Annotated in this window: 18 protein-coding genes, 1 tRNA gene and 2 pseudogenes; 11 read left to right on the top strand and 10 right to left on the bottom strand. The window is 70.9% G+C overall.

Features of this window, described 5'->3' with window-relative positions; all coding sequences use genetic code 11:
• The 3 genes and pseudogenes from JGS22_RS08670 to JGS22_RS08660 form a co-directional block, all read right to left on the bottom strand.
• A pseudogene (locus tag JGS22_RS08670) lies at positions 1 to 1,199 on the bottom strand (hypothetical protein); the annotation flags it as partial.
• Entirely contained in the window at positions 1,196 to 1,699 is a 504-nt protein-coding gene (locus tag JGS22_RS08665) for a hypothetical protein (protein ID WP_211040811.1), read from the bottom strand. The gene JGS22_RS08665 and the pseudogene JGS22_RS08670, both read right to left, overlap by 4 nt.
• Positions 1,700 to 1,724: 25 nt before the next feature.
• Entirely contained in the window at positions 1,725 to 2,144 is a 420-nt protein-coding gene (locus JGS22_RS08660) for a hypothetical protein (protein ID WP_211040810.1), read from the bottom strand.
• Between the two features lie 422 nt (positions 2,145 to 2,566).
• Between JGS22_RS08660 and JGS22_RS08655 the strand changes: the two genes are divergently transcribed.
• A tRNA-Met gene (locus JGS22_RS08655) sits at positions 2,567 to 2,640 on the top strand.
• A gap of 113 nt (positions 2,641 to 2,753) precedes the next feature.
• Here JGS22_RS08655 and JGS22_RS08650 read toward each other — a convergent pair.
• Both JGS22_RS08650 and JGS22_RS08645 read right to left on the bottom strand, forming a co-directional pair.
• Complete coding sequence (locus tag JGS22_RS08650) at positions 2,754 to 3,146, bottom strand: VOC family protein (RefSeq protein WP_211040809.1); 393 nt, start codon at positions 3,144 to 3,146, stop codon at positions 2,754 to 2,756.
• 104 nt (positions 3,147 to 3,250) lie between these two features.
• A pseudogene (locus JGS22_RS08645) lies at positions 3,251 to 3,544 on the bottom strand (ArsR/SmtB family transcription factor); the annotation flags it as partial.
• A 321-nt stretch (positions 3,545 to 3,865) separates the two neighbouring features.
• On the opposite strand from JGS22_RS08645, the gene JGS22_RS08640 reads away from it, so the two are divergent.
• From JGS22_RS08640 to JGS22_RS08630, 3 genes are all read left to right on the top strand, one after another.
• Positions 3,866 to 4,378 carry a hypothetical protein gene (locus tag JGS22_RS08640; protein WP_308405576.1) on the top strand — a complete coding sequence of 171 codons (513 nt, stop codon included), beginning with the start codon at positions 3,866 to 3,868 and terminating at the stop codon, positions 4,376 to 4,378.
• A gap of 284 nt (positions 4,379 to 4,662) precedes the next feature.
• Complete coding sequence (locus tag JGS22_RS08635; RefSeq protein ID WP_211040807.1) at positions 4,663 to 5,397, top strand: VOC family protein; 735 nt, start codon at positions 4,663 to 4,665, stop codon at positions 5,395 to 5,397.
• Positions 5,398 to 5,422: 25 nt separating this feature from the next.
• Positions 5,423 to 5,962, top strand: a complete 540-nt coding sequence (locus tag JGS22_RS08630; RefSeq protein ID WP_211040806.1) for a GNAT family N-acetyltransferase — start codon at positions 5,423 to 5,425, stop codon at positions 5,960 to 5,962.
• A 232-nt stretch (positions 5,963 to 6,194) separates the two neighbouring features.
• On the opposite strand, the gene JGS22_RS08625 is transcribed toward JGS22_RS08630, so the two are convergent.
• The 5 genes from JGS22_RS08625 to JGS22_RS08605 all read right to left on the bottom strand — a co-directional run bounded on the left by JGS22_RS08625 (position 6,195) and on the right by JGS22_RS08605 (position 12,973).
• Positions 6,195 to 7,196, bottom strand: a complete 1,002-nt coding sequence (locus tag JGS22_RS08625; protein WP_211040805.1) for a Yip1 family protein — start codon at positions 7,194 to 7,196, stop codon at positions 6,195 to 6,197.
• A 164-nt stretch (positions 7,197 to 7,360) separates the two neighbouring features.
• A complete protein-coding gene (locus JGS22_RS08620; RefSeq protein ID WP_211040813.1) occupies positions 7,361 to 7,807 on the bottom strand; it encodes an ATP-binding protein in 447 nt (148 codons plus the stop codon).
• A 307-nt stretch (positions 7,808 to 8,114) separates the two neighbouring features.
• Positions 8,115 to 10,526, bottom strand: a complete 2,412-nt coding sequence (locus JGS22_RS08615) for a (Fe-S)-binding protein (protein ID WP_211040804.1) — start codon at positions 10,524 to 10,526, stop codon at positions 8,115 to 8,117.
• 236 nt (positions 10,527 to 10,762) lie between these two features.
• Positions 10,763 to 11,953 carry a M23 family metallopeptidase gene (locus JGS22_RS27050; protein ID WP_211040803.1) on the bottom strand — a complete coding sequence of 397 codons (1,191 nt, stop codon included), beginning with the start codon at positions 11,951 to 11,953 and terminating at the stop codon, positions 10,763 to 10,765.
• Positions 11,954 to 12,298: 345 nt separating this feature from the next.
• Positions 12,299 to 12,973 carry a response regulator gene (locus JGS22_RS08605; RefSeq protein ID WP_211040802.1) on the bottom strand — a complete coding sequence of 225 codons (675 nt, stop codon included), beginning with the start codon at positions 12,971 to 12,973 and terminating at the stop codon, positions 12,299 to 12,301.
• 527 nt (positions 12,974 to 13,500) lie between these two features.
• Here JGS22_RS08605 and dnaK point away from each other — a divergent pair.
• From dnaK to JGS22_RS08570, 7 genes are all read left to right on the top strand, one after another.
• Positions 13,501 to 15,369 carry a molecular chaperone DnaK gene (gene dnaK, locus JGS22_RS08600; RefSeq protein ID WP_211040801.1) on the top strand — a complete coding sequence of 623 codons (1,869 nt, stop codon included), beginning with the start codon at positions 13,501 to 13,503 and terminating at the stop codon, positions 15,367 to 15,369.
• Positions 15,366 to 16,067 (top strand): nucleotide exchange factor GrpE, encoded by a 702-nt coding sequence (gene grpE / locus JGS22_RS08595; RefSeq protein ID WP_211040800.1) that lies wholly within the window; start codon positions 15,366 to 15,368, stop codon positions 16,065 to 16,067. The genes dnaK and grpE overlap by 4 nt, the downstream gene beginning before the upstream one ends.
• A 39-nt stretch (positions 16,068 to 16,106) precedes the next feature.
• Positions 16,107 to 17,300 carry a molecular chaperone DnaJ gene (gene dnaJ, locus JGS22_RS08590; protein ID WP_211040799.1) on the top strand — a complete coding sequence of 398 codons (1,194 nt, stop codon included), beginning with the start codon at positions 16,107 to 16,109 and terminating at the stop codon, positions 17,298 to 17,300.
• 1 nt (position 17,301) lies between these two features.
• Positions 17,302 to 17,760 carry a heat shock protein transcriptional repressor HspR gene (locus JGS22_RS08585; RefSeq protein WP_211040798.1) on the top strand — a complete coding sequence of 153 codons (459 nt, stop codon included), beginning with the start codon at positions 17,302 to 17,304 and terminating at the stop codon, positions 17,758 to 17,760.
• A 295-nt stretch (positions 17,761 to 18,055) separates the two neighbouring features.
• Entirely contained in the window at positions 18,056 to 19,054 is a 999-nt protein-coding gene (locus tag JGS22_RS08580) for an amidohydrolase family protein (RefSeq protein WP_211040797.1), read from the top strand.
• Positions 19,055 to 19,203: 149 nt separating this feature from the next.
• Positions 19,204 to 21,039: an MFS transporter gene (locus JGS22_RS08575; protein ID WP_211040796.1), complete on the top strand. Its 1,836-nt coding sequence runs from the start codon at positions 19,204 to 19,206 to the stop codon at positions 21,037 to 21,039.
• Entirely contained in the window at positions 21,029 to 21,808 is a 780-nt protein-coding gene (locus JGS22_RS08570) for a TetR/AcrR family transcriptional regulator (RefSeq protein WP_211040815.1), read from the top strand. Before JGS22_RS08575 ends, JGS22_RS08570 begins: the two co-directional genes overlap by 11 nt.
• Positions 21,809 to 21,923 lie beyond the last annotated feature (115 nt).

Raw genomic sequence — 21,923 nt, 5'->3', positions numbered from 1 at the left:
TCGGTGGCACCGGCCAGATCCGGCCCGGGCACCCGCACCCGTTCGCCCTCCCGCACCCCGGAGATCAGCTCGACGCGGCTGCCGTCCGTGGCCCCGAGCCGGACCGTGCGGTTGTCCAGCCCGCCGTTCGGCTCGACCACCGTCACCTCGCCGCGCGAGGAGTCGCCGGCGACCGCCTCGACGGGCAGCAGCAGGGCGTCCTTGACGCTGGCGGTGCGAATCGCCATCACCCCGACCATCCCCGCGAACACCCTGGTGTCCTCCGGCACGACGCAGACCAGCCGCATCCCGGAGTTCCGGCCGCCTCCCGCCGCCGGACCGCCCCGGGCATCCGCAGCGCTCTCCGCGGCCGGGGCGTCGTATGCGTCCGCGCCGCCGTCCGGGTCACCACCCGGGCCGTCCCCCGGGTCGCCGCTCCCGCCCGTACCGCCCGTACCGCCCTTTCCGCCCGTCGTGTCGCTCGTGCCCGTCCCCGACTCCGCACGGGGAAGCGCCGGTTGGGCATCGGCGCTCGGCACGGAGTTGGCCAACGGGCAGTCGAACGGGCCGGGGCCCTCGCTGATCTGCGCGCGGGCGGAGAGCGGCGGGTCGTACACCTTGTGAAGGCTCTGACGGTCGAGCAGGGCCACCATCGCGAAGCCCTCCACCCGCCCGCGGGCGAGCGGATAGTTGGCCGGAACCCGACGGCCGACGGCCACCAGTTCCTCGACGATGCTCAGCCCGGACGGGAAGTCGACCTTCACCCGCGCTCGCGTCGTCGACCCGCCCCTGCCCCTGTCGTCGTCGCGCCCGTCGTCGCCCGCTGCCTCGTCGCGGCTGCCCCGCGTCCGGATGACGACGCCGTCCGCGTCGATCCGCTCGACGGTGCCGGCGCTCGGTGCGGTGACGTCGACCTCCGGGCCGGCGCGGACGGTCGCCGGCACCGTCGTCACCACCTCCAGGGTCTCGCGGGTGACGGGCACGGCCTTCGGCCCGCTCCGACCGTCCGACCGCGAGCGCTCTCGCGCCCGCGCGTCGTCGTCCGCCGGACCGCCGTCGCACGAGGCGAGCAGCGCCCCGAGCACCACCACCGCTGTCCCGCCGGCCAACACCGCGCGCAGCGGCGGCAGCCGGTGCCACCCGTCCAGGCTCCGGTGGCGGGCGCGCGGGCGGTCGCCGGCGGCACGAGCGGGCGAGCCCCCGTCCCGCGGACGGTTCATCGGTGCCTCTGGGAGCAGCTCACCCTGAAGTCGGAGCGCAGCGTGGAGAGATCACCCAGCTCGGCCTCGGCGAGCATGTCCTCGTACTGCCGGCGGCCGTCCTCGTCCACGAAGTGCTTGTAGCGGGGCGTCTCCCTGATCTTCTTGGCCATCCGGAGAGCCTCGGTGCGCTCGGCGGGCCGCAGGCCGTCCTCGAGCAGCCGCCGCTGCCAGGAGCAGAACCAGTAGTCGTTGGCCCAGCCGCGGCCGTACCCGGAGCCGTAGGTGTTGCCGGCCCCGTCGTCCGGATCGGAGTCGAGGATGCCGACGCCTTCCGGGGTGCGCGGCGGCCAGTTCCAACCGGGGGCCAGCGGAAGCTTCTTGGCTTCCTCCCAGTACTGCGCGCGGGTCTCCTCCGGCGTCTGTGCGCCGGTCGACGCCTCCTCCAGACCGAACCCGCAGGAGGGCGCCAGGAGGAGGGCGGCGACGCATCCCAGGATGACCTTCCGTTGTGCTCTCATGCTGCCGTGTCCGGCCTTCCTGTGGTCAGTAGTAGAGCGAGCCACTGAACGAGTACGGCCGGCAGCGGTCGCAGGCGTCGTACTGCTTGAAGGAGGCGTACATCGGCGTGAGGGTCCGCACCCTCTTCGCGAGCACGCGCGCGAGGTCCGTCTCCCGAGCGGTCCAGTGCTCGGGGTCCCCGATGGTCCGGTTGGACTTGGTGCGGATCTTGAAGGTGATCCCGCTCTTGGGCAGGTCGTCGAAGAGTGCCCGCACCGTTCCGGTGCCGACCTTCACCCGCCGGTTCGACGAGTGGTACCAGTCCTTGCCCACGCGCTTCTGGTGGACCGTGCCCTGGATGCCGTGCCAGCCGGCCGCGTGGGCCGGCCCGGTGTGGACGCCCAGGATGCCGATGGTCACCGCGGCGGAGAAGCCGGTCCGGGCGGCGATGCTCTTCAAGCGCACTTCGTTTCCTTCACCTCGGTCAGGGCGTCGTCCGTACGCGACGGGCGGCAACGCTGAGACGAAGTCGGTTGCGCCGCACGGCAGTTGGACGGGCGCCACCGCCTCGTGGTCACGCATCGTGCCAGATGTGCGACTGGCGGTGATTAGGTTTCCGCGGCGATCGATGCATATGCCACTCGAAGGAGCGAAAGACCGGTCACTCACACGAGTTCCGCCGCGCTTCCGGGGTTGCCGACTCAGGGTGAACTCGTTTGTGCGAGTGCGGAGTTGATGCGTTCGCGCGGCCTGCGACTGGTGGGTGCGCACCTCTGCCGGTGCGCCCCGCAGTCAGGCCGAAAAGTGTCGCAAGCGGGCCGGATCGCCCTCGGTGGGACGCCGATTTCCCTCCGGGGGCCACCATGGCGTAGTGTCGTATTCACCGACGCGGGGTGGAGCAGCTCGGTAGCTCGCTGGGCTCATAACCCAGAGGTCGCAGGTTCAAATCCTGTCCCCGCTACTGATCACCCGAGGCCCGGCACTGCGAAAGCAGCGCCGGGCCTCGGGTGTTTGCCGGCTCCGTGCTCTCGGAGTGACGGGTGCGGTGGTCGTCGCCCCGGAGAGGCTTTCGGATCAGCCGTGGTGCTGGGCGAGTTGGAGGAGGTTGCCGCAGGTGTCGTCGAGGACGGCGGTGGTGACCGGGCCCATGTCGGTCGGCGGCTGGGTGAAGACCACGCCGAGCTTGCGCAGCCGCTCGTACTCGGCCCGTACGTCGTCCACCGCGAACGAAGTGATCGGGATTCCGTCCGCGACCAGCGCGTCCTGGTACGGCTTCACCGCGGGGTGGGTGTCCGGCTCCAGTACGAGCTCGGTTCCGTCCGGCTGCTCGGGGGAGACGACGGTGATCCAGCTGTGGTGTTCGTCGAGCGGGATCTCGACCTTCTTCCGGAAGCCCAGGGCTTCGGTGTAGAAGCGCAGGGCCTTCGCCTGGTCGCTGACATGGATGCTGGCCAGATTGATGCGCATCAGTGCTCTCCGGGTGTTGCGGCTCTGTCGGTCGGCTCGGGGCCGTCGGGTGTTCCGGGGCCGGATGTTTCGGGACCGGGTGTTTCGGTTGCGTCCGGCGACTGCGGCCCGCCGTCGCCGGGCCCCTCGGGCGGGAGCCAGCGCGCCACGGCACGACGCAGTGGCCCGGTGTCGAGGTCGTGGAACTTGTAGCGGCCCTCGCGCCGCGTCCGTATCAGGCCGGCGGCCTCCAGGACGGCGAGGTGCTGGCTGATCGCCTGCCGGGTGAGCCCCAGGCCGTGCCTGGTGGTCAGCCGTCCGCAGATCTCGAACAGCGACTGCCCGTCCCGCTCGGCGAGTTCGTCGAGGATGCGCCGACGGGTGGGATCCGCGAGCGCCTTGAAGACATCGTCCATCACTCCACCAGGATAGGCAAGTCACCACTTGCCTATCAAGCGGGACGATCGTGCGGGGCGGCTTGGCGGCGCTCCGGTCGCGGCGGCCCGGAGGTCTGCGGCTGCGGCAGTTCGAAGCGGCGGTACGACTTCGGGTGCTTTTGCCCGGGCCGGTTGCCTTTCCGGGTCTCCGTGTGAGGTCGAATTGACGCGGAGTCATTCTGCGTGGTGAGGGAATTCAACCCGTTGCACCGCCGTTGCGGGCGCTGCTACCGTGAGCGGCTCGAAGATCAAATGCTCTGACCAGGCATTTGACGAGTTCCAGGTATCAGGGGGATTTCTGTTGTGAATATTCGACGCAAGGCGTTCTCGACGGTTGTTGCCGTGGCGATGGCCGGTGTGATGTGCGGTACCGCCGCGGGGGCGGCGCAGGCGTCCCCGGTGAGTGACCGCGAACCGGCGAATTCCGCCCCGCGGACGGCGGGTTCGGTCAACAGCGCAGCCGGTGCCGACGAGATCTGCGCGGTCCTCGGCATCGGCAGCGGGGCGGCGGGGCTGACCAAGGCCCTTGCCCGCGGCGCCTCCTGGGTGGGAATTGGTGCCAGCGTGGGCTGCTACCTCTACACCCAGGCAAAGAAGGTGACCCCCGCCGAGCAGCGGGCGGCCATGGAGAAGTCGTACAAGAACTACCAGTCGAAGAGCGCCCTCCAGAAGCTCGATGCGCTCGGCTATTACTGCAAGAAGGAAGGCGGCGGTGGCGGTGGTGGCACCGACTCGGCGCCGATGGAAGTGAAAGCGGGCTGGCGGACGATCGTCATGAAGGGAGTGGAATACAAGTGCACCGCGATAAGGGACTGACGAAAAGTCGAAATCCGGGAAACGGGGAGCGCTTCCTTTTCTCTCTCGCGTTGATCCTGGTGGGTGTGCTGTGGATCGCGAAGGGGCTGGCCGTCTGGGCTGCGGTCCTCTGTGTCGCCGCGATGGTCGGTGGCACGGCGGGCGCGCTTTTCTTCGGCGCGCGATTTGTCAGCGCGAAGAGGCGGGCCTCGTAGGCGAGTCGACGCAGGCGGGGCACGGCGTCCGAGGGCGTCGTGCCCCGCTCTTTCGACTGTGTGACCGAAACTTAGGCTAGCCTAAGTTGCATGCGGCGATTCGATGAACGTCCCGAGTTCGACCATCTGCTGCACTGGGTGCGCGGGGTCCCGGAGGCCACCGAGGCGTACCGGGCGGCAGGCGTGCCGGCGCACACCAACGAGGCCCTGGACGGTTTCCAGAACGGCGGTTGGCGCCTCGACACGCGCTACATCGAGACGCTGACGATCACCGACCCCGACGCGCTGCGCGCCTCGCGCTACGCCGATGCGCTGCGGCTGCTGCGCCCTGCCGTCGAGGCCCTGGAGGGGCCGGCCGGTGCGTTCACCTTTGCGGTGAACGTGACGGACGCCCGCGCCACCGCCGAGCGGCTGCGTGCGCAGGGGCACGAGGTCGCCGAGTTCGAGGTCGAAGTCGCCGAGCACGGCGTCTCGTTCGTCGAGATCTTCGTGCTGGACGGCCCGCCCTGGCAGCCGTTCTTCATCACCTACGATCCGCCGCGCGAGGAACTGCTCGCCGGCGTTGACCCGGCCGCTTTCGAACGCGGCCCCCACGACCTCACCGGGCTGGTCGTCACTGATCCCCAACCCCGGGAGGCCGCCCGCGCTTTGGCGCGGCTGCTGGGCCTGCGGGCCGAGAACGTGGAGGTGCCGCTCTCCGGCGCGCACATACGCTTCGAGCGCGGTGAACGCCGGGCGATCACCGCGGTCACGCTCTCCGACGGCAGCGGCGTCGCCGGGCCGAACACGGACGTGGAGGGCCTCGTCCTCCGCTTCACCGGGTAGCGACGGCGGCTTCTAGGCTGCGGGCATGGACAGTGGTGAGGCAGCGACCGACGACCCCTTCGTGTACCGGCCGGCGGACGCCGCGGACGCCGGCACGCTCGTACGGCTGCGGGACGACGCCGCGCGGTGGATGATCGCCAACGGCATCGAGCAGTGGCAGCCCGGCGAGAAGGGCGAGAAGCACTTCCTGCGGCGGATCGAGGACGGCGAGGTGTGGCTCGCCTCCCTGCGCGGCGAGGGAACGGTCGTCGGGGCCTGGGAGCTGTGGTGGTCCGATCCGACGGCCTGGGGCGAGCGGCCGGACGACGCGGCGTACGTGCACCGACTGATGGTCGATCGCGCCGCGGCGCCACGAGGCGCCGGCCGGCTGCTGCTGGCGGCGGCCGAGCGGCGCATCGCCGAACTGGGCCTGGCACACAGCCGGTTGGACTGCGTCAGGAGCAACCCGCGGCTCCGCGCCTACTACGAGTCGGCGGGGTACGTGCACGTCGGTGAAGGCGTGCAGCGCGACCGGGAGGGCAACCCGTACCCGGTCACGCTGCTGGAGAAGCGGTTGACGCACTAGCGGGGCCGAGGACGGATGCGGGGGCTGCCGAGGCGCCCCGGGGTCGCGGTCCCGGGGCTGAAGCGGCGGGCACCGCAGAGGTTCCGCGACAGCCGGCGCGAGAGGCCGGCGCGACGACCGGCGCACCCGCCGGCCCGCGCGCAGCCGCCGCACGCACCTGCTCGCCGCACGCACCTGCCGCGCGCGTACCCCGCCGCCGGCGCCAGGGGTGCCCGGGGCCCGCGGGGTTCGGCTACAGGGTGCCGAGCTTGATCAGCACCAGCATGGCGACCAGCTGGATCGAGGAGGCGCCGAGCGCCTTCTGCCAGGGCAGGTCGTGCGAGCGGCTGACCATTGAGGTGAAGAGGAAGCCCGCAGCCAACCAGGTTGCCCAGCCGAGGAGTTGGACGAACCCCGCGTCGCCGCCGAGGAAGAGCGCGAAGAGCAGCCGCGGCGCCTCGGTGAGGCAACTGATCAGCATGGCGAGCCCGACCGTCGGCGCCCAGGCGCCGTCGCCGCCGAACTGGCGGGCCAGGGTGTGGGTCACCGAACTGAGGATCAGGAAGCAGACCGTCACCGCGGCGCCGGTGATGAGCACCGTCGGTACGGCGTTGGCGAGGGTGGAGTTGAGAACGTCCTCTCGGGGCTTATCGAGGCCGAAGACGGCGAGCAGCCCGTAGAGGAAGGTGACGATCAGCGCGGTCGCCCACACCGAGTGGTCGCGCATCTGCCAGAAGGTCGGGTTCGGCCTGAGTACGATGCCGCTGAGCAGCTGCTTCCAGTGCAGCCTCGGCCCGGCGGGCGGTGCGCTGTCCCGCCCGGCGACGTAGGTGTTGCCGCCGGAGTAGCCGGGGTCGTCGTAGCCGCCGCTGTCGTCGACCCTGAACTGGGCTGTGTGACCGGGGGAGTTGGCGTACTGGCCCGGGTCGAAGCGGTGGTCGAAGTACTCCGGACCGCCGTCGTGGCTCTGCTGCCAGGGTCCCTCGTCCGCCGGTGGACGGCCGTGGCCGTACGGCGCGCCGGCGTCCGGCCCGTACCCCTGGTCCGGCCCGTGACCGGGCTGGGTCGGGTGCGGGGCGTACGGGACGTGGTGCCCGTACTGCTGTCCGCCGCCGGCCCGGTGCGGGTCGTGGGCACCGGGCGCCCCGTTCGGTGCACCCTGCTGTCCGTAGCCCGGTTGAGTGGGCTGCTGGGCAGGGGGCGCCTGCTGTCCGTTGCGCGGGTCCCGGCCGCGTCCGATCCTGAATCCAGCCACGTATTCGAACGTACCCCTTCCGGCGGCCCCGGCGAGTCCGGCTGGTCGTTCCGGGGGCCATTGTGGCTTGTTCGTCACATCCCCGCAGGGCTGACCCCTACGGGTTCACGCCGTTCGACCGGCGTGGACGTCGGGGCGTGCGCCGGTCGGCGTGTGCCGACCCGTCAGATGGGTGGGGTGGGGAGCCTGACGCTCAGTGTGACGATCGCGCCGACCGTGCCGCGTTCGACGGTGAGCCGGTCGGTGGTGATCGTCGCGAGCCAGAGGCCTCGGCCCAGCGGTGCGCCGTCCAGGCCGGGCAGCAGCTCGGGAATGACGTCGGCGCTGAAGCCGGGCCCGCGGTCGGTGACGGTGGCCTCCAGCTCGCCGCCGAGGTCGCGCAGCAGCAGCTGCCCCGCGCCGCCGGCGTGCTCGACGGCGTTGCTGGTGACGGCGTCGACGGCGAGCACGAAGTCCCCGCGCCGCGGCTCCGCCAGGCCCGCGCGGGCGGCGCACTCCTCGACGCCGTAGCGCAGCTGCGTGAGCGTACGGGCGGTGAAGTGGCGCTTGAGCAGCTGGAGTCGGGGTCCGGGAGCCGGGCCGGCGGGTGCCGTGCCCGGGCGGTCGGTCACGCGGTCTGCCAGAGTGCGCACCGGACACCCACCTCCCCTGCGACTGCGGCGGGGAGAAGGGCGCGAGGATGCGGACGGGCCGCCTGAACCACAGGCATAGACCTGAGGCTATGGCGCGCTCGCGCCGGCCGACAGACCGGAGCGAGCGCGGGCCGATTTGCCACCAGAAAAGACCGAAAGCGACCAGTCGATTTCCGGGCGTGCTCGATTTGGGGTCGATGCGTGCTCCGGACGACAGAGAACGGTCGGCCGGCCCCTCGGTGCGGGGGACCGGCCGACCGTTCTGACTTTCGTCCGGGGAGAGGCGCTACTTCGCCGGCGCCGGCTGGGGAGCGTCGCTCGGCCGCGCGCCGTCGCCGCTGCCGGCCGGGCCGTCGCCGCCCTCACCGCCACCGGGGCCCGCCTCGGGGCCGGAGCCCGGTGCCGGACCGGAGCCGCCGTCGCCGTCCTCGTCCGCGGTACCGGCGGGCTCGGACCGCACCGACTGCAGCAGCAGCTGGGAGACGTCCACGACCTCGACGGACTCCTTGGCCTGGCCGTCGTTCTTCTTGCCGTTCACCGAGTCGGTGAGCATGACCAGGCAGAACGGGCAGGCGGTGGAGACGATGTCCGGGTTGAGCGAGAGGGCCTCGTCGACGCGCTCGTTGTTGATGCGCTTGCCGATCTGCTCCTCCATCCACATCCGGGCACCGCCGGCGCCGCAGCAGAACCCGCGCTCCTTGTGCCGGTGCATCTCCTCGTTCCGCAGGCCGGGCACCTTGCCGATGATCTCGCGCGGCGGGGTGTAGACCTGGTTGTGACGACCGAGGTAGCAGGGGTCGTGGTAGGTGATCAGACCCTCGACGGGGTTGACCGGAACGAGCCGGCCCTCGTCGATGAGGTGCTGGAGCAGCTGGGTGTGGTGGATGACCTCGTAGTGGCCGCCCAGTTGCGGGTACTCGTTGGCGATGGTGTTGAAGCAGTGCGGGCAGGTCGCGACGATCTTCTTCTTCGCCGCGGGCAGCTTCGACGACTCGTCGGCGTCCTCGGAGGGGTCCTCGCCGAACGCCGCGTTCAGCGTCGCCACGTTCTCCTCGCCCAGCTGCTGGAAGAGGAACTCGTTGCCCAGACGGCGCGGCGAGTCACCGGTGCACTTCTCGTCGCCCCCCATGATCGCGAACTTCACGCCCGCGATGTGCAGCAGCTCGGCGAAGGCCTTGGTGGTCTTCTTCGCCCGGTCCTCCAGCGCGCCGGCGCAGCCCACCCAGTACAGGTAGTCGACCTCGGTCAGATCGTCGACGGTCTTGCCCACCACGGGCACGTCGATGTCCTTCTCGGCCTTGAGCTCCTTGGTCCACTCCAGCCGCTGCTTCTTGGCCAGGCCCCAGGGGTTGCCCTTCTTCTCCAGGTTCTTGAGCATCGTGCCCGCCTCGGACGGGAACGCGGACTCGATCATCACCTGGTAGCGGCGCATGTCGACGATGTGGTCGATGTGCTCGATGTCCACCGGGCACTGCTCGACACAGGCGCCGCAGGTGGTGCACGACCACAGGACGTCCGGGTCGATGACGCCGTTCTCCTCGACGGTGCCGATCAGCGGGCGCTCGGCCTCGGCCAGCGCGGAGGCGGGTACGTCCTTCAGCTGCTCCTCGGTGGCCTTCTCCTCGCCCTCCATCGTCTTGCCGCCGCCGGCCAGCAGGTAGGGCGCCTTGGCATGCGCGTGGTCGCGCAGCGACATGATCAGCAGCTTGGGGGAGAGCGGCTTGCCGGTGTTCCAGGCGGGGCACTGGGACTGGCAGCGTCCGCACTCGGTGCAGGTGGAGAAGTCGAGGATGCCCTTCCAGGAGAAGTGCTCGACCTGGGAGGCGCCGAACTTGGTCTCCTCGCCGCCGCCCTCCTCGTCGTCGAAGACCGTCTCGAAGTCGATCTCCTTGCCGTCCGAGGTCATCGGCTGAAGCGCGCCGAGCGCCGTACCGCCCTTGGCGTCGCGCTTGAACCAGATGTTCGGGAAGCCGAGGAAGCGGTGCCAGGCGACGCCCATGTTGGTGTTCATGCTGACCGTGATCATCCAGATCAGCGAGGTGCCGATCTTGACCATGGCCCAGAAGTACACGAGGTTCTGCAGGGTGCCGAGGCTCATCCCGCTGAAGAAGGCGACCAGCGGGTACGAGGCGAAGTACGCGGGCTCCCAGCCGTCGACGTGGTGCAGGGCGCCTTCGAGGCCGCGCAGCACCAGGATCGCCAGGCCGATGATGAGGATGATCGCCTCGACGAAGTACGCCTGGCCCTCCTTGGAGCCGGTGAAGCGCGACTTGCGGCCGGCCCGGCTCGGCAGGTTGAGCTGGCGGATCACGATCAGGGTGAGGATGCCGACGACCGTCATCAGGCCGATGAACTCGATGTACATCTCGTACGGCACGAAGCCGCCGATGACCGGCAGCATCCAGTCGGCCTGGAAGAGCTGGCCGTAGGCGTTGGCCAGGGTCGGCGGCAGCGTGAGGAAGCCGACGGCGACGAACCAGTGCGCCACACCGACCACGGCCCACCGGTTCATCCGGGTGTGGCCGAGGAACTCCTTGATCAGAGTGGCCGTGCGCAACTTCCAGTCGTTGGTGCGTGAGCCTGCCGGCACGGGCTGGCCGAGCTTCACGAATCGGTAGATCTCGGCGATGGCGCGCGCGAACAGCGCAATACCGACCACGCTGAGCGTCAGCGAGACGACGATCGCGACGAGTTGCATCTCGGCTCCTCGAACCTGCGGGGCGGAGCCTGCCGGGAGCAGCCGTGGGGTCCGGACACACAGCAGGCGTACTAATCAGTAACTTATCAAGTATTCCCGAGACTACCCACTAACGCTCTGCCGCTGTACCTCGGCATGCGGTGATCTGTGTCGCTCAGGCTTGGCTAAGTTGCCCCGCCCGCGCGGTGCGACGGTGCCGGACGCGCCGACACCGTCCACCGCGCGGGGCGCCCGGGCTATACCCGTACGCCGCGTTCGCGCAGCCACGGAAGCGGGCTGACCGCGGAACCCGACTGCTCGGTGACCCGCACCTCGAAGTGCAGATGCGGCCCACTGGAGTTGCCGGTCGACCCGGAGAGGCCGAGTTGCTGACCCGCCTTCACCCGCTGCCCTGCCTCTACCTGCAGAAGGCTGAGATGGGCGTACTGCGTGTGGTAGCCGCCGCTGTGCCGCACCACGACCTGCACGCCGTAACTGTCGCCGCAACCGGTCCTGGCGACGACGCCGTCGCCGACGGACCTCACCGGCGTACCGGTCGGCACGGCGAAGTCCTGGCCGGTGTGGTTGCTCGCCCAGCGACCGCCCTGGGCGGCGAAGCCGGCGGTGAGCGTGTAGCCGCCGTTCACCGGGCGCGCCCAGCCGCCGGAGCGGCCGGACGAGGCTGGTGCGGCGCCGCTCGGGCAGCCGCTGCGGTGCGAGACGTGCAGCGGCTCCGGCCGGGCCGGCTCGGCCGTACGCGTCGCGGGGCCGCCCTGGCCCGCGGCCTCCAGTTGCTGCGCGGCGCGTTGCCGGGCCGCGGCCCGCCGGGCGACCCGGTGCTCGGCGCGCACGAGTTGGGCCTGGATCGACTGCTTGATGCGCAGCTGCTCGCGCTGCCGCTCGTGCAGCTTCTTCAGCGCGGTGCGGGCGGCGCGCTTCTGGCGGTCGAGGGAGGTACGGGCCCGGTCGGCCTCGTGCATCATGCGCACCCCCGCTCGGTTGCCCTGTCGCAGCGAGGCGCTGCGGGTGAGGAACTCCTCGGGGCTGCGGGCGAGTACCAGCCGCGCTTCGGGGCCCACGCCGGAGCGGTACTGCATCGCCGCCGCGGCGCCGAGTGCCCGGCGGTGGGAGGCGTACTGTCTGCGCTTCTCGGTCAGCGCCGTGGTCAGCCGCTCGGTGGTGGCGCGCTGCCGGTCCACCGAGCGCCGGGTGCGCTCGTGCTGCCGGGACGCCGCGGCGGCCTTGCGGTAGAGGCCACCGATCTCCGGCGAGGCGCCGGGGCTCGGGCGGCTCGCCGCCTGGGTGCGCTGGGGCGGCGGCCCGGCCGCCGGGACGGTCGCGGGCGCTGCCGAGGCGGGGCCGCCGGTCAGCGGTGACAGGAGTAGGGCGCCCAGGAACGCGGCAGAAAGCCGGTACGGGCGCGACGGACGCGGGAACACCAGCACCATCTCCGTCTGCTTCTCAATCCGTGTATGACTGAGAGTGGTCAGAAGAATTCATCCGGTCACTGGTGTCGATCTCCCGGTGTGGTGATCCTTAAAGGGGCGAAAAGAACAATCAACCCCATTGCCGGGAAAAGACAGTTGGTCTGAAGAATACGTTTCCGGGGGCGTGTGGACCGGGTTCGCGGCTCTGTGCGGCGCCCCCGTGCGCGCTCCCGGTGCGGGCGGGTGGGCCCGCCGTTCTATGCGGATGGCGCGGCGGTGCGGATGGTGCGGCTGTGCGGATGGCGCGGCGGTGCGGTCGCGCGGAGGGTCGTACGGGGTCGCGTCGGGCGCCCGACCGGTGGGGCGTCAGCTCCCGTCGGTGAGGCCGGCGCGGTCCGCCAGTACGGCCGCCTGTACCCGGTTCACCCCGCCGAGCTTGGCCAGCAGTGTGCTGACGTGGTCCTTGACCGTGCCGTGGGCGAGGCCGAGTTGTTCGGCGATGGCCGAGTTGGAGCGCCCGTGTGCGAGCAGCGCCAGCACCTCGCGCTCGCGGGGTGTGAGCGTGTCGATGGCGTCCCTGGCCTCCGGGGAGCCGGCCGTGCGGTGGAGGTAGCCGCCGATGACAGTCGGGGTGATGCTCGGGTCGAGAGTGGAGCCGCCCGCCGCGAGCACTCGTACGGTCTCGATCAGCCGGGTCGGTTCGGCGTCCTTGAGCAGGTAGCCGGAGGCGCCGAGCCGCAGCGCCGCCGTCAGGTACTCGTCGGCGTCGAACGTGGTGAGCATGCACACCGCCGGCAGGTCGGGGTCGGCCGCGGAGCCGTCCGGGCCCTCCCGGCGCAGTTCGCGCAGGACCGCGAGCCCGTCGGTGCCGGGCATACGGATGTCGAGCAGCAGTACGTCCGGTCTGGTGGCGAGGACGGAGTCGACGGCCCCGCCGCCGGCGGCCTCCGCGACCACCTCGATGTCGGGGGCGCTGTTCAGGATGAGCCGCACGCTCGATCTGATCAGCTCTTCGTCGTCGACGACCGCCACTCGAATCATGGATCTGTCTTCCCGCCCTCTTCCGGTTGTGCGCTGTTCCCGCGGGTGCCGGCTGTTCGGGCCGTCCGCTTCCTCGGACCGTCCTGGCGGCCGGACGGTTCCCGGCAGCCCCGATCCCCGGCTCGTGCCAGGACGCTACGTCACCGTGCGGATCGGGCGAACGCCCAACTCCCGTGCCCGCGGCGCGCCCTGACGGGGTGCCGCTCCCCGGGCTCCCGGTGGCGGGTCGCGGACCGGTTCGGGTGACGTGCGGCGACGGCGTGCGCGTGGTGCGCTGGAGGGGCGGGCCGTTCGGTTCTCGGGCTGCGCCCGGGGGTGGTTTCGCCGTCGTGGGGGCCGGTTCGCGGGGAACCTCACGGGCTCAGGTGGGCGTCATCGGCAGGGGTCGGGGATGTGCACTGCGTCTTTATGCGCCGTTTGCTCGCAAGCAAGTTGAGTCGAGCACACTCAGGTACGTTGACGGCTGTGTCGAAGTGGTGCATCCTTGAGCCTGTTCCACTCAGGACTTAGTTGGAGGAGATTCCGAAATGGCACGTGCGGTCGGCATCGACCTGGGTACGACGAACTCCGTCGTCAGTGTGCTCGAAGGCGGTGAGCCCACCGTCATCACCAACGCCGAGGGCGCCAGGACCACGCCGTCCGTCGTCGCCTTCGCGAAGAACGGCGAGGTGCTGGTCGGCGAGGTGGCCAAGCGTCAGGCCGTCACCAACGTCGACAGGACGGTCCGGTCGGTCAAGCGCCACATGGGCACCGACTGGAAGATCAACCTGGACGGCAAGGACTTCAACCCGCAGCAGATGAGCGCCTTCGTGCTCCAGAAGCTGAAGCGGGACGCCGAGTCCTACCTGGGCGAGAAGGTCACCGACGCGGTCATCACGGTGCCCGCGTACTTCAACGACCACGAGCGCCAGGCCACCAAGGAGGCCGGTGAGATCGCCGGTCTGAACGTGCTGCGCATCGTCAACGAGCCGACCGCGGCCGCGCTGGCGTACGGCCTCGACAAGGAAGACCAGACCATTCTGGTCTTCGACCTCGGCGGCGGTACCTTCGACGTCTCGCTGCTGGAGATCGGCGACGGCGTCGTCGAGGTCAAGGCGACCAACGGTGACAACAACCTCGGTGGTGACGACTGGGACCAGCGCGTCGTCGACCACCTGGTCAAGCAGTTCCACTCGGGCCACGGCGTCGACCTGTCCAAGGACAAGATGGCGCTCCAGCGTCTGCGCGAGGCCGCCGAGAAGGCCAAGATCGAGCTGTCCTCCTCGACCGAGACCTCGATCAACCTGCCCTACGTCACCGCCTCCGCCGAGGGCCCGCTGCACCTCGACGAGAAGCTGACCCGGGCGCAGTTCCAGCAGCTGACGCAGGACCTGCTCGAGCGCTGCAAGACCCCGTTCCACAACGTGATCAAGGACGCCGGTATCCAGCTGTCCGAGATCGACCACGTGGTGCTCGTGGGCGGTTCGACCCGGATGCCCGCCGTCGCCGAGATGGTCAAGGACCTGACCGGTGGCAAGGAGGCCAACAAGGGCGTCAACCCGGACGAGGTCGTGGCCATCGGTGCCAGCCTCCAGGCCGGTGTGCTCAAGGGTGAGGTCAAGGACGTCCTGCTGCTGGACGTCACCCCGCTGTCCCTCGGTATCGAGACCAAGGGCGGCATCATGACCAAGCTGATCGAGCGCAACACCACGATCCCGACGAAGCGTTCGGAGATCTTCACGACGGCCGAGGACAACCAGCCGTCGGTGCAGATCCAGGTCTACCAGGGCGAGCGCGAGATCGCGGCGTACAACAAGAAGCTCGGGATGTTCGAGCTGACCGGTCTGCCGCCCGCACCCCGCGGCGTACCGCAGATCGAGGTCACCTTCGACATCGACGCCAACGGCATCATGCACGTCTCCGCCAAGGACCTCGGTACCGGCAAGGAGCAGCGCATGACCGTCACCGGTGGCTCCGCGCTGCCGAAGGACGACATCGAGCGCATGATGCGCGACGCCGAGCAGTACGCCGACGAGGACACCAAGCGCCGCGAGTCCGCCGAGACCCGCAACCAGGCCGAGCAGTTGGTGTACACGACCGAGAAGTTCCTCAAGGACAACGAGGACAAGGTTCCGGCCGACACCAAGGGCGAGGTCGAGGAGGCGATCGCGGACCTCAAGGAGAAGCTGAAGGGTGAGGACACCCCGGCGATCCGCGAGGCTTCCGAGAAGGTCGCCACCACCAGCCAGAAGCTCGGCCAGGCCCTGTACGCCGACGCGCAGGCCGGGCAGCAGGCGGCCGGTGGCGCCGAGGGTGCCGCGGGCGCCGGCTCCGCGCAGAAGGAAGACGACGACGTCGTGGACGCCGAGATCGTCGATGACGAGAAGGACAAGGACAAGCGTGGAGGTGCCGCGTGACGGAGGAGACGCCGGGCTTCGACAAGGACGAGCCCGAGGTCCCCGCCGACGCCGCACAGGCTGACGAGGCTGCCGGTTCCGCCGATCAGGCGGGGCCGGCGGCCCCGGCCGGGGACTCCCAGGAGAAGGCCGCTGCCACGGGCGGGTCGGGCGCCGCGCCGGAGGGCGACGAGCTCCAGCAGGCGGGCCTCACCGCCCAACTCGACCAGACCCGTACCGCGTTGAACGAGCGCACCCAGGATGTGCAGCGCCTCCAGGCGGAGTTCTCGAACTACCGCCGCCGGGTGGAGCGGGACCGGATCGCCGTCAAGGAGGTCGCGGTCGCCAATCTGCTCACCGAGCTGCTGCCGGTGCTCGACGACATCGGGCGGGCCCGGGACCACGGCGAGCTGGTCGGCGGATTCAAGGTCGTGGCCGAGTCGTTGGAGACGACGGTGGCCAAGATGGGCCTGGCGCAGTTCGGCAAGGAGGGCGAGCCCTTCGACCCGACCGTGCACGAGGCGCTGATGCACTCGTACTCGCCCGAGGTCACCGAGACGACGTGCGTGCAGATCCTGCAGCCCGGGTATCGCATCGGCGAGCGTACGATCCGCCCCGCGCGGGTCGGCGTCGCGGAGCCTCAGCCCGGGGCGCAGCCGACGAAGGGCGAAGAGTCATCGGGGACGGACGAGGAGAACGGTGGCCCGGAAGAGGGCTGACGTGACGGCCGCACAGGTACGGAAGGAGGGACGCCGGGGATGAGCCTCAGCAGGGAAGTGCTGGAGAAGGATCTGTACAAGGTCCTCGGCGTCCCGAAAGACGCCACCGAGGCGGAGATCAAGAAGGCGTACCGGAAGCTCGCCCGCGAGAACCACCCGGACGCCAACACGGGTGACGCCAAGGCCGAGGAGCGCTTCAAGGAGGTCTCCGAGGCCAACGACATCCTCTCCGACTCCAAGTCCCGCAAGGAGTACGACGAAGCACGCACGCTGCTGGGCTCGGGCGGCTTCCGCCCCGGTCCTGGCGCCGGCGGCAACTTCAACTTCGACCTCGGCGACCTCTTCGGCGGTCAGCCGGGCGGAACGGCCGGCGGCCCGGGCGGCGCCGGCGGTTTCGGCGGCGGCCTGGGCGATGTCTTCGGCGGACTGTTCAACCGCGGCGGTACGGGCACGGGTGCGCGCACCCAGCCGCGCCGCGGTCAGGACGTCGAGTCGGAGGTGACGCTCAGCTTCACCGAGGCGGTCGAGGGCGCGACGGTCCCGCTGCGGATGTCCAGCAGCGCGGCCTGCAAGGCGTGTTCGGGCACCGGCGACAAGAACGGCACCCCGCGGGTGTGCCCGACCTGCGTCGGCACCGGGCAGGTCAGCCGCGGCGGCGGTGGCGGCTTCTCGCTCACCGACCCGTGCATGGACTGCAAGGGCCGCGGCCTGATCGCGGAGAACCCCTGCGACGTCTGCCGGGGCAGCGGCCGGGCCACCAGTTCGCGCACCATGCAGGTCCGCATCCCCGCGGGAGTCTCGGACGGGCAGCGCATCCGGCTGCGCGGCAAGGGCGCTCCGGGAGAGCGCGGCGGCCCGGCGGGCGATCTGTACGTGGTCGTCCACGTCGACGGGCACGCGGTGTTCGGCAGGCGCGGCGACAACCTCACCGTCACCGTGCCGGTCACCTTCACCGAGGCGGCGCTCGGCGGGGAGATCGTCGTGCCGACCCTGGGCGGCCCGCCGGTCAAGCTCAAGCTGCCGCCGGGCACTCCGGGCGGGCGTACGATGCGCGCCCGCGGGAAAGGAACCACTCGCAAGGACGGCACCCGCGGCGACCTTCTGGTCACCGTGGAGATCGCCGTACCGAAGGACCTGAGCAAGAAGGCGCAGGACGCGCTGGAGTCCTACCGCGAAGCCACCGCGGACGAGGACCCCAGGGCCGCGCTGTTCAAGGCCGCGAAGGGAGACTGAGGTGACGACCGGCCGAGGTGGAGGCAGGAACAATCCGTACGAGCTGACCGAGGAATCACCGGTCTACGTCATCTCCGTCGCAGCACAGCTCTCCGGTCTGCACCCGCAGACCCTTCGTCAGTACGACCGGCTGGGCCTGGTCTCGCCCGACCGCACAGCCGGCCGCGGCCGTCGCTACTCGGCACGGGACATCGACCAGCTCCGCGAGGTGCAGCGGCTCAGCCAGGACGAGGGCATCAACCTGGCGGGCATCAAACGCATCATCGAGCTGGAGAACCAGGTGCGGGCGCTTCGGGCGCGGGTTGGCGAGCTCTCCCAGGCGGTCGAGGGCGCGGCGGTCGCGCTCCAGCAGCGCGAGGCACAGGTGCACGCCTCCTACCGGCGCGATCTCGTGCCGTACCAGGATGTGCACCAGTCGGGCGCGCTGGTGGTGTGGCGGCCCCAGCGGTCGCGGGACTGACCCGCGCGCGTCCGGGGCCGACGGCCGCCGGGCGGCAGAGCGGTGCTTCGAGCCCGCTCCCGGAGTTCCGGGGGCGGGCTCGAAGCCGTCCGGGGTGCGTCGGGCCGGTGGTCCGGGACGCGAACGCGGAGGTTCCAGTGCGCCGGGCGGCTGCCTCGACCGCAGGGCGTCAACTCCGGGCGCCGGGCGTCGGCTTCGACCGCCGGGCGCGCGTTCGACCGTCGGAGTCGGAGTCGGAGTCGGAGCCGGAGTCGGAGCCGGAGCCGGTGCGGGGAGGTGCCCGTACGCTGCCTGCATGGCGAATGCGGAGACCGCGGGCGCTCCCGCGGGCGGCGGTGCGGAAGCCGTACGGGTGCGGGCGTTCTGGCAGCGGCGGCTCGGGTTGCCGGGGTTGGTGGACGTACACACTCACTTCATGCCCGCCCGTGTGATGGCGAAGGTATGGGCGTTCTTCGACGCGGTCGGCCCCTCGGGAGGCCCCGACTGGCCGATCACCTACCGCCACGAGGAGGCCGAACGCCTCGCGCTGATCCGGGAGTTCGGGGTGCGGGCCTTCACCTCGATGATCTACCCGCACAAGCCGGGCATGGCCGACTGGCTCAACGGCTGGTCCGCCGACTTCGCCGCCCGCACGCCGGACTGCCTGCACACCGCGACGTTCTACCCGGAGCCGAGCGCGGCGGCGTACGTGGCGAGTGCGGTGGACGGCGGTGCCCGGGTCTTCAAGTCCCATGTGCAGGTGGGGGATTACGATCCGGCCGACTCGCTGCTCGACCCGGTCTGGGGGTTGCTCGCGGAGGCCGGCGTGCCCACCGTCGTCCACTGTGGTTCCGGCCCGGCTCCGGGCCGCTTCACCGGGCCGGAACCGGTCGCCGCGGTGCTGGCGCGCCATCCGCGGCTGCGGCTGATCGTCGCGCACATGGGGATGCCCGAGTACGCCGACTTCCTCGCGCTGGCCGAGCGCCACGAGGGCGTCCATCTGGACACCACGATGGCCTTCACCGACTTCGCCGAGAAGCTGATGCCCTTCCCGCCCGAGCTCCGCCGGCGGCTGACGGATCTGCGCGAACGCGTGCTGTTCGGCAGCGACTTCCCCAACATTCCCTACGGCTACCCGCACGCGCTCGACGTCCTCACCCGGCTCGACCAGGACGCGGACTGGCTGCGCGCGGTCTGCCACGACAACGCCGTACGCCTCTTCGACCTCGGGCCTCACCCGGCCACCGCACCGGAGCCGGGCCGGGACCGAGTGCAGGGCCGGGCGAAGGGCCGGGCGCCGGACGGGAGCAGCTGACCCGAGCGCGCCGCGCGTACCTGCCGGTTCGAAGAGGCCCGAGGGCGGGCGGCCGTATTCCTTTACGGTGTACGACAGAATTCTTGTACGGTGTACAGCGATTGCGTCCATGCCGTCCATGCCGTCCATGCCGTACGAAGGGGCTTCCCTTGGCCGCGCCCGCAACCGCCCCCGCCGACGCGTCGTCCACCCGGGGGCACCCCCGGCGGTGGATCATCCTGGCGGTGATCTGCCTCACGCAGTTCGCGGTCATCGTGGACAACACCATCCTGAACGTGGCGATCCCGACGCTCGGCGCCGAGCTCGACGCCTCGACCGCCGACATCCAGTGGGTCATCAACGCCTACGCACTCGTCCAGGCGGGGCTGCTGCTGCTCGCGGGCAACACCGCGGACCGGGTCGGCCGCAAGAAGATGCTGCTCACCGGTCTGGCGATCTTCGGAGCCGCCTCGCTCTGTGCCGCTCTGTCGCAGAGCGCGGGCCAACTCATCGCCGCCCGGGCGGCGATGGGGGTCGGCGGGGCCCTGCTGGTGACCACCACGCTCGCGGTCGTGGTGCAGATCTTCGACGACCGGGAGCGGGTCAGGGCGATCGGCATCTGGTCGTCGGTGCTGTCGCTCGGGTTCGCGCTCGGGCCGCTGGTCGGCGGTTTCCTGCTGGACCACTACTGGTGGGGGTCGCTCTTCCTGATCAACGTCCCGGTGGTGGCCGTCGGCCTGTACGCGGTGGCCCGACTCGTTCCCGAGTCCAGGAACCCGGCGGGGGAGGCGCCCGACCCACTGGGCGCCGTGCTCTCCGTCGTCGGCATGACCACGATCGTGTACGCCATCATCGCCGGCCCGGAGCACGGCTGGTCCTCGCCGCAGGTCCTGGTCCCCGCGCTGGTGGGTGTGGTGGTGATGGCCGGCTTCGCGCTGTGGGAGCTGCGCGCTCCGTCGCCGATGCTGGACATGCACTTCTTCCGCAACCAGCGCTTCGTCGGCGCGGTCGCGGGCGGACTGCTGGTGGCATTCGGCATGGCCGGCTCGCTCTACCTCCTCACGCAGCACCTCCAATTCGTGCTGGGCCACAGCCCGTTGGAGGCGGGGCTGCGCATGGCGCCGATGGCGCTCACGGTCATCGTGGTCAACTTCGGTGGCGGCGGGGCGAAGGCCGTTCAACGGCTCGGCACTCCGCTCACCGTGCTGCTCGGCATGGGGCTGCTCTCCGGCGGCCTGGTGGCCGTCTCGGCGTTCGGCGACAGCGCTCCGACGTTGACGGCCGGGCTGGTGCTGATGGGCGCCGGAGTGGGTTTCGCGATGCCGACCATGGCGAACGCGCTGATGTCGTCCATACCGCCGGCCAAGGCCGGAGTGGGCGCCGGAGTCAACGGCACGCTCGCGGAGTTCGGCCACGGGCTGGGCGTGGCGGTGCTGGGCGCGGTGCTCAGCTCCCGCTTCGTGGCGCTGCTGCCCGCCGGTGCTGCGGGGGCCGGCTCGCTGACCGCGGCGCTGGACGGGGCGCGTACGGAGGCGGAGGCGGCAGCGGTGCTGGACGCGTTCGACAGCGGCGTGGGCACCAGTCAACTGGTCGGCGCGGCTGCGGTGTTGGCGGGCGGAATCGTCGCCTGGGCGCTCCTCCGCCGCGCCGAGGCCACCGCGGCGGCGGACGCGGTCGGGGATGCGGTCGGGGATGCGGACGTCAGCGCGTGCGTCGAGGCGGACGCGGACGCGGTTGCGGGGGGCGGCGGGCTCGGTGGGGATGCGGCGCGGGACGCTGCTCCCGTCGGGCCCGACGGCGCCGGGCCGCGCGAGCCCGGTTCGAGTGGGTCCGGTTCGCGCGAGTCCGGTTCGGCTGGGTCCGGGTCGGGCGTCGGTGGGAAGGACGGGCCCTGGCATCGTTACCCTTCGGCGGCCGAACCCCGGAGCGGGCGTACGGCCGCCGACCCGTACGCGGAACGCCCCCGTCCGTCCGTACCGCCAGCCGAGGAGCCCCGTGGCCGCTGAACGCCCTGCCGAACCCGCACCCCGGATCAGCGTCTGGCTGGACGACCGGCCCGCGCCCCGGCGTTACTCCCGTACGGGCGCCGAGCAGCCCGGGCTGGATCGGGCGGCAATCACCGCGGCGACCGTGGCACTGCTGGACGCGGAGGGCACGGCGAAGTTCTCGATGCGCCGCCTGGCCGGGGAGTTGGGCGTCACGGCCATGTCGCTCTACTGGTACGTCAACTCCAAGGAAGAGTTGATGGAGCTCGCGGTGGACGCGGTGCAGGCGGATCTGACGCTGCCGGATCTGGCGGGGGCCGACTGGCGGGAGAGCCTGCGCCTGCTCGCCGGGGCGTACCGCAGGATGCTCGTCGACCACCCGTGGGTGGCCCGGACCGTCGGCCAGTACCTCAACATCGGCCCGGAGGCGATGCGGTTCGCGGGCGCGGCGCAATCGGTACTCGGCAGCGCGGGGCTGCGGCCGGAGCAGCTGCCGGGGGCGCTCGCCGCGGTGTTCCAGTTCGTGAACGGCTTCGCTTCGGTCGAGGCGAACTGGAACGCTCGGCTGGCCGACACGGGCATGCAGCCCGACGAGTTCTACGCGATGGTCCTCGCCCGGGTCGACGGGATGCCGCAGTACGCCGATTCGCTGGAGCTGCGCGACGAGGCGGACCGCGGTGTCTCCGTGCGGCAGATGCGGCAGAACGACTTCGACACCGCGCTGGAGCTGTTGATCGCCGGAGTCGGCGCCCTGCGCGAGGGGACCCACGACCCGCCCGCACCGCGCTAGCCGATCCCCACGCGCCGTACGCGGCCTGCCCGAGTCCGTACCCGCCGGGCGGTGCCGTACGCGGTCCGTACGCGCCGTGTGCGGTCGTACGGCGCTTGTACGTGCCGACGGCCGG

The organism is Streptomyces tardus, assembly GCF_018101125.2.
GTDB lineage: Bacteria > Actinomycetota > Actinomycetes > Streptomycetales > Streptomycetaceae > Streptomyces > Streptomyces tardus.
This window is presented reverse-complemented; position numbering and strand designations above follow the sequence as displayed.

Bases quoted from the DNA above. Each gene is read 5' to 3' on its own strand.
- JGS22_RS27050 (WP_211040803.1), bottom strand. From the start codon at position 11,953: ATGGTGCTGGTGTTCCCGCGTCCGTCGCGCCCGTACCGGCTTTCTGCC.
- JGS22_RS08665 (WP_211040811.1), bottom strand. From the start codon at position 1,699: ATGAGAGCACAACGGAAGGTCATCCTGGGATGCGTCGCCGCCCTCCTC.
- JGS22_RS08635 (WP_211040807.1), top strand. From the start codon at position 4,663: ATGCGGCGATTCGATGAACGTCCCGAGTTCGACCATCTGCTGCACTGG.
- JGS22_RS08630 (WP_211040806.1), top strand. From the start codon at position 5,423: ATGGACAGTGGTGAGGCAGCGACCGACGACCCCTTCGTGTACCGGCCG.
- dnaK (WP_211040801.1), top strand. From the start codon at position 13,501: ATGGCACGTGCGGTCGGCATCGACCTGGGTACGACGAACTCCGTCGTC.
- JGS22_RS08615 (WP_211040804.1), bottom strand. From the start codon at position 10,526: ATGCAACTCGTCGCGATCGTCGTCTCGCTGACGCTCAGCGTGGTCGGT.
- JGS22_RS08605 (WP_211040802.1), bottom strand. From the start codon at position 12,973: ATGATTCGAGTGGCGGTCGTCGACGACGAAGAGCTGATCAGATCGAGC.
- JGS22_RS08650 (WP_211040809.1), bottom strand. From the start codon at position 3,146: ATGCGCATCAATCTGGCCAGCATCCATGTCAGCGACCAGGCGAAGGCC.
- dnaJ (WP_211040799.1), top strand. From the start codon at position 16,107: ATGAGCCTCAGCAGGGAAGTGCTGGAGAAGGATCTGTACAAGGTCCTC.
- JGS22_RS08580 (WP_211040797.1), top strand. From the start codon at position 18,056: ATGGCGAATGCGGAGACCGCGGGCGCTCCCGCGGGCGGCGGTGCGGAA.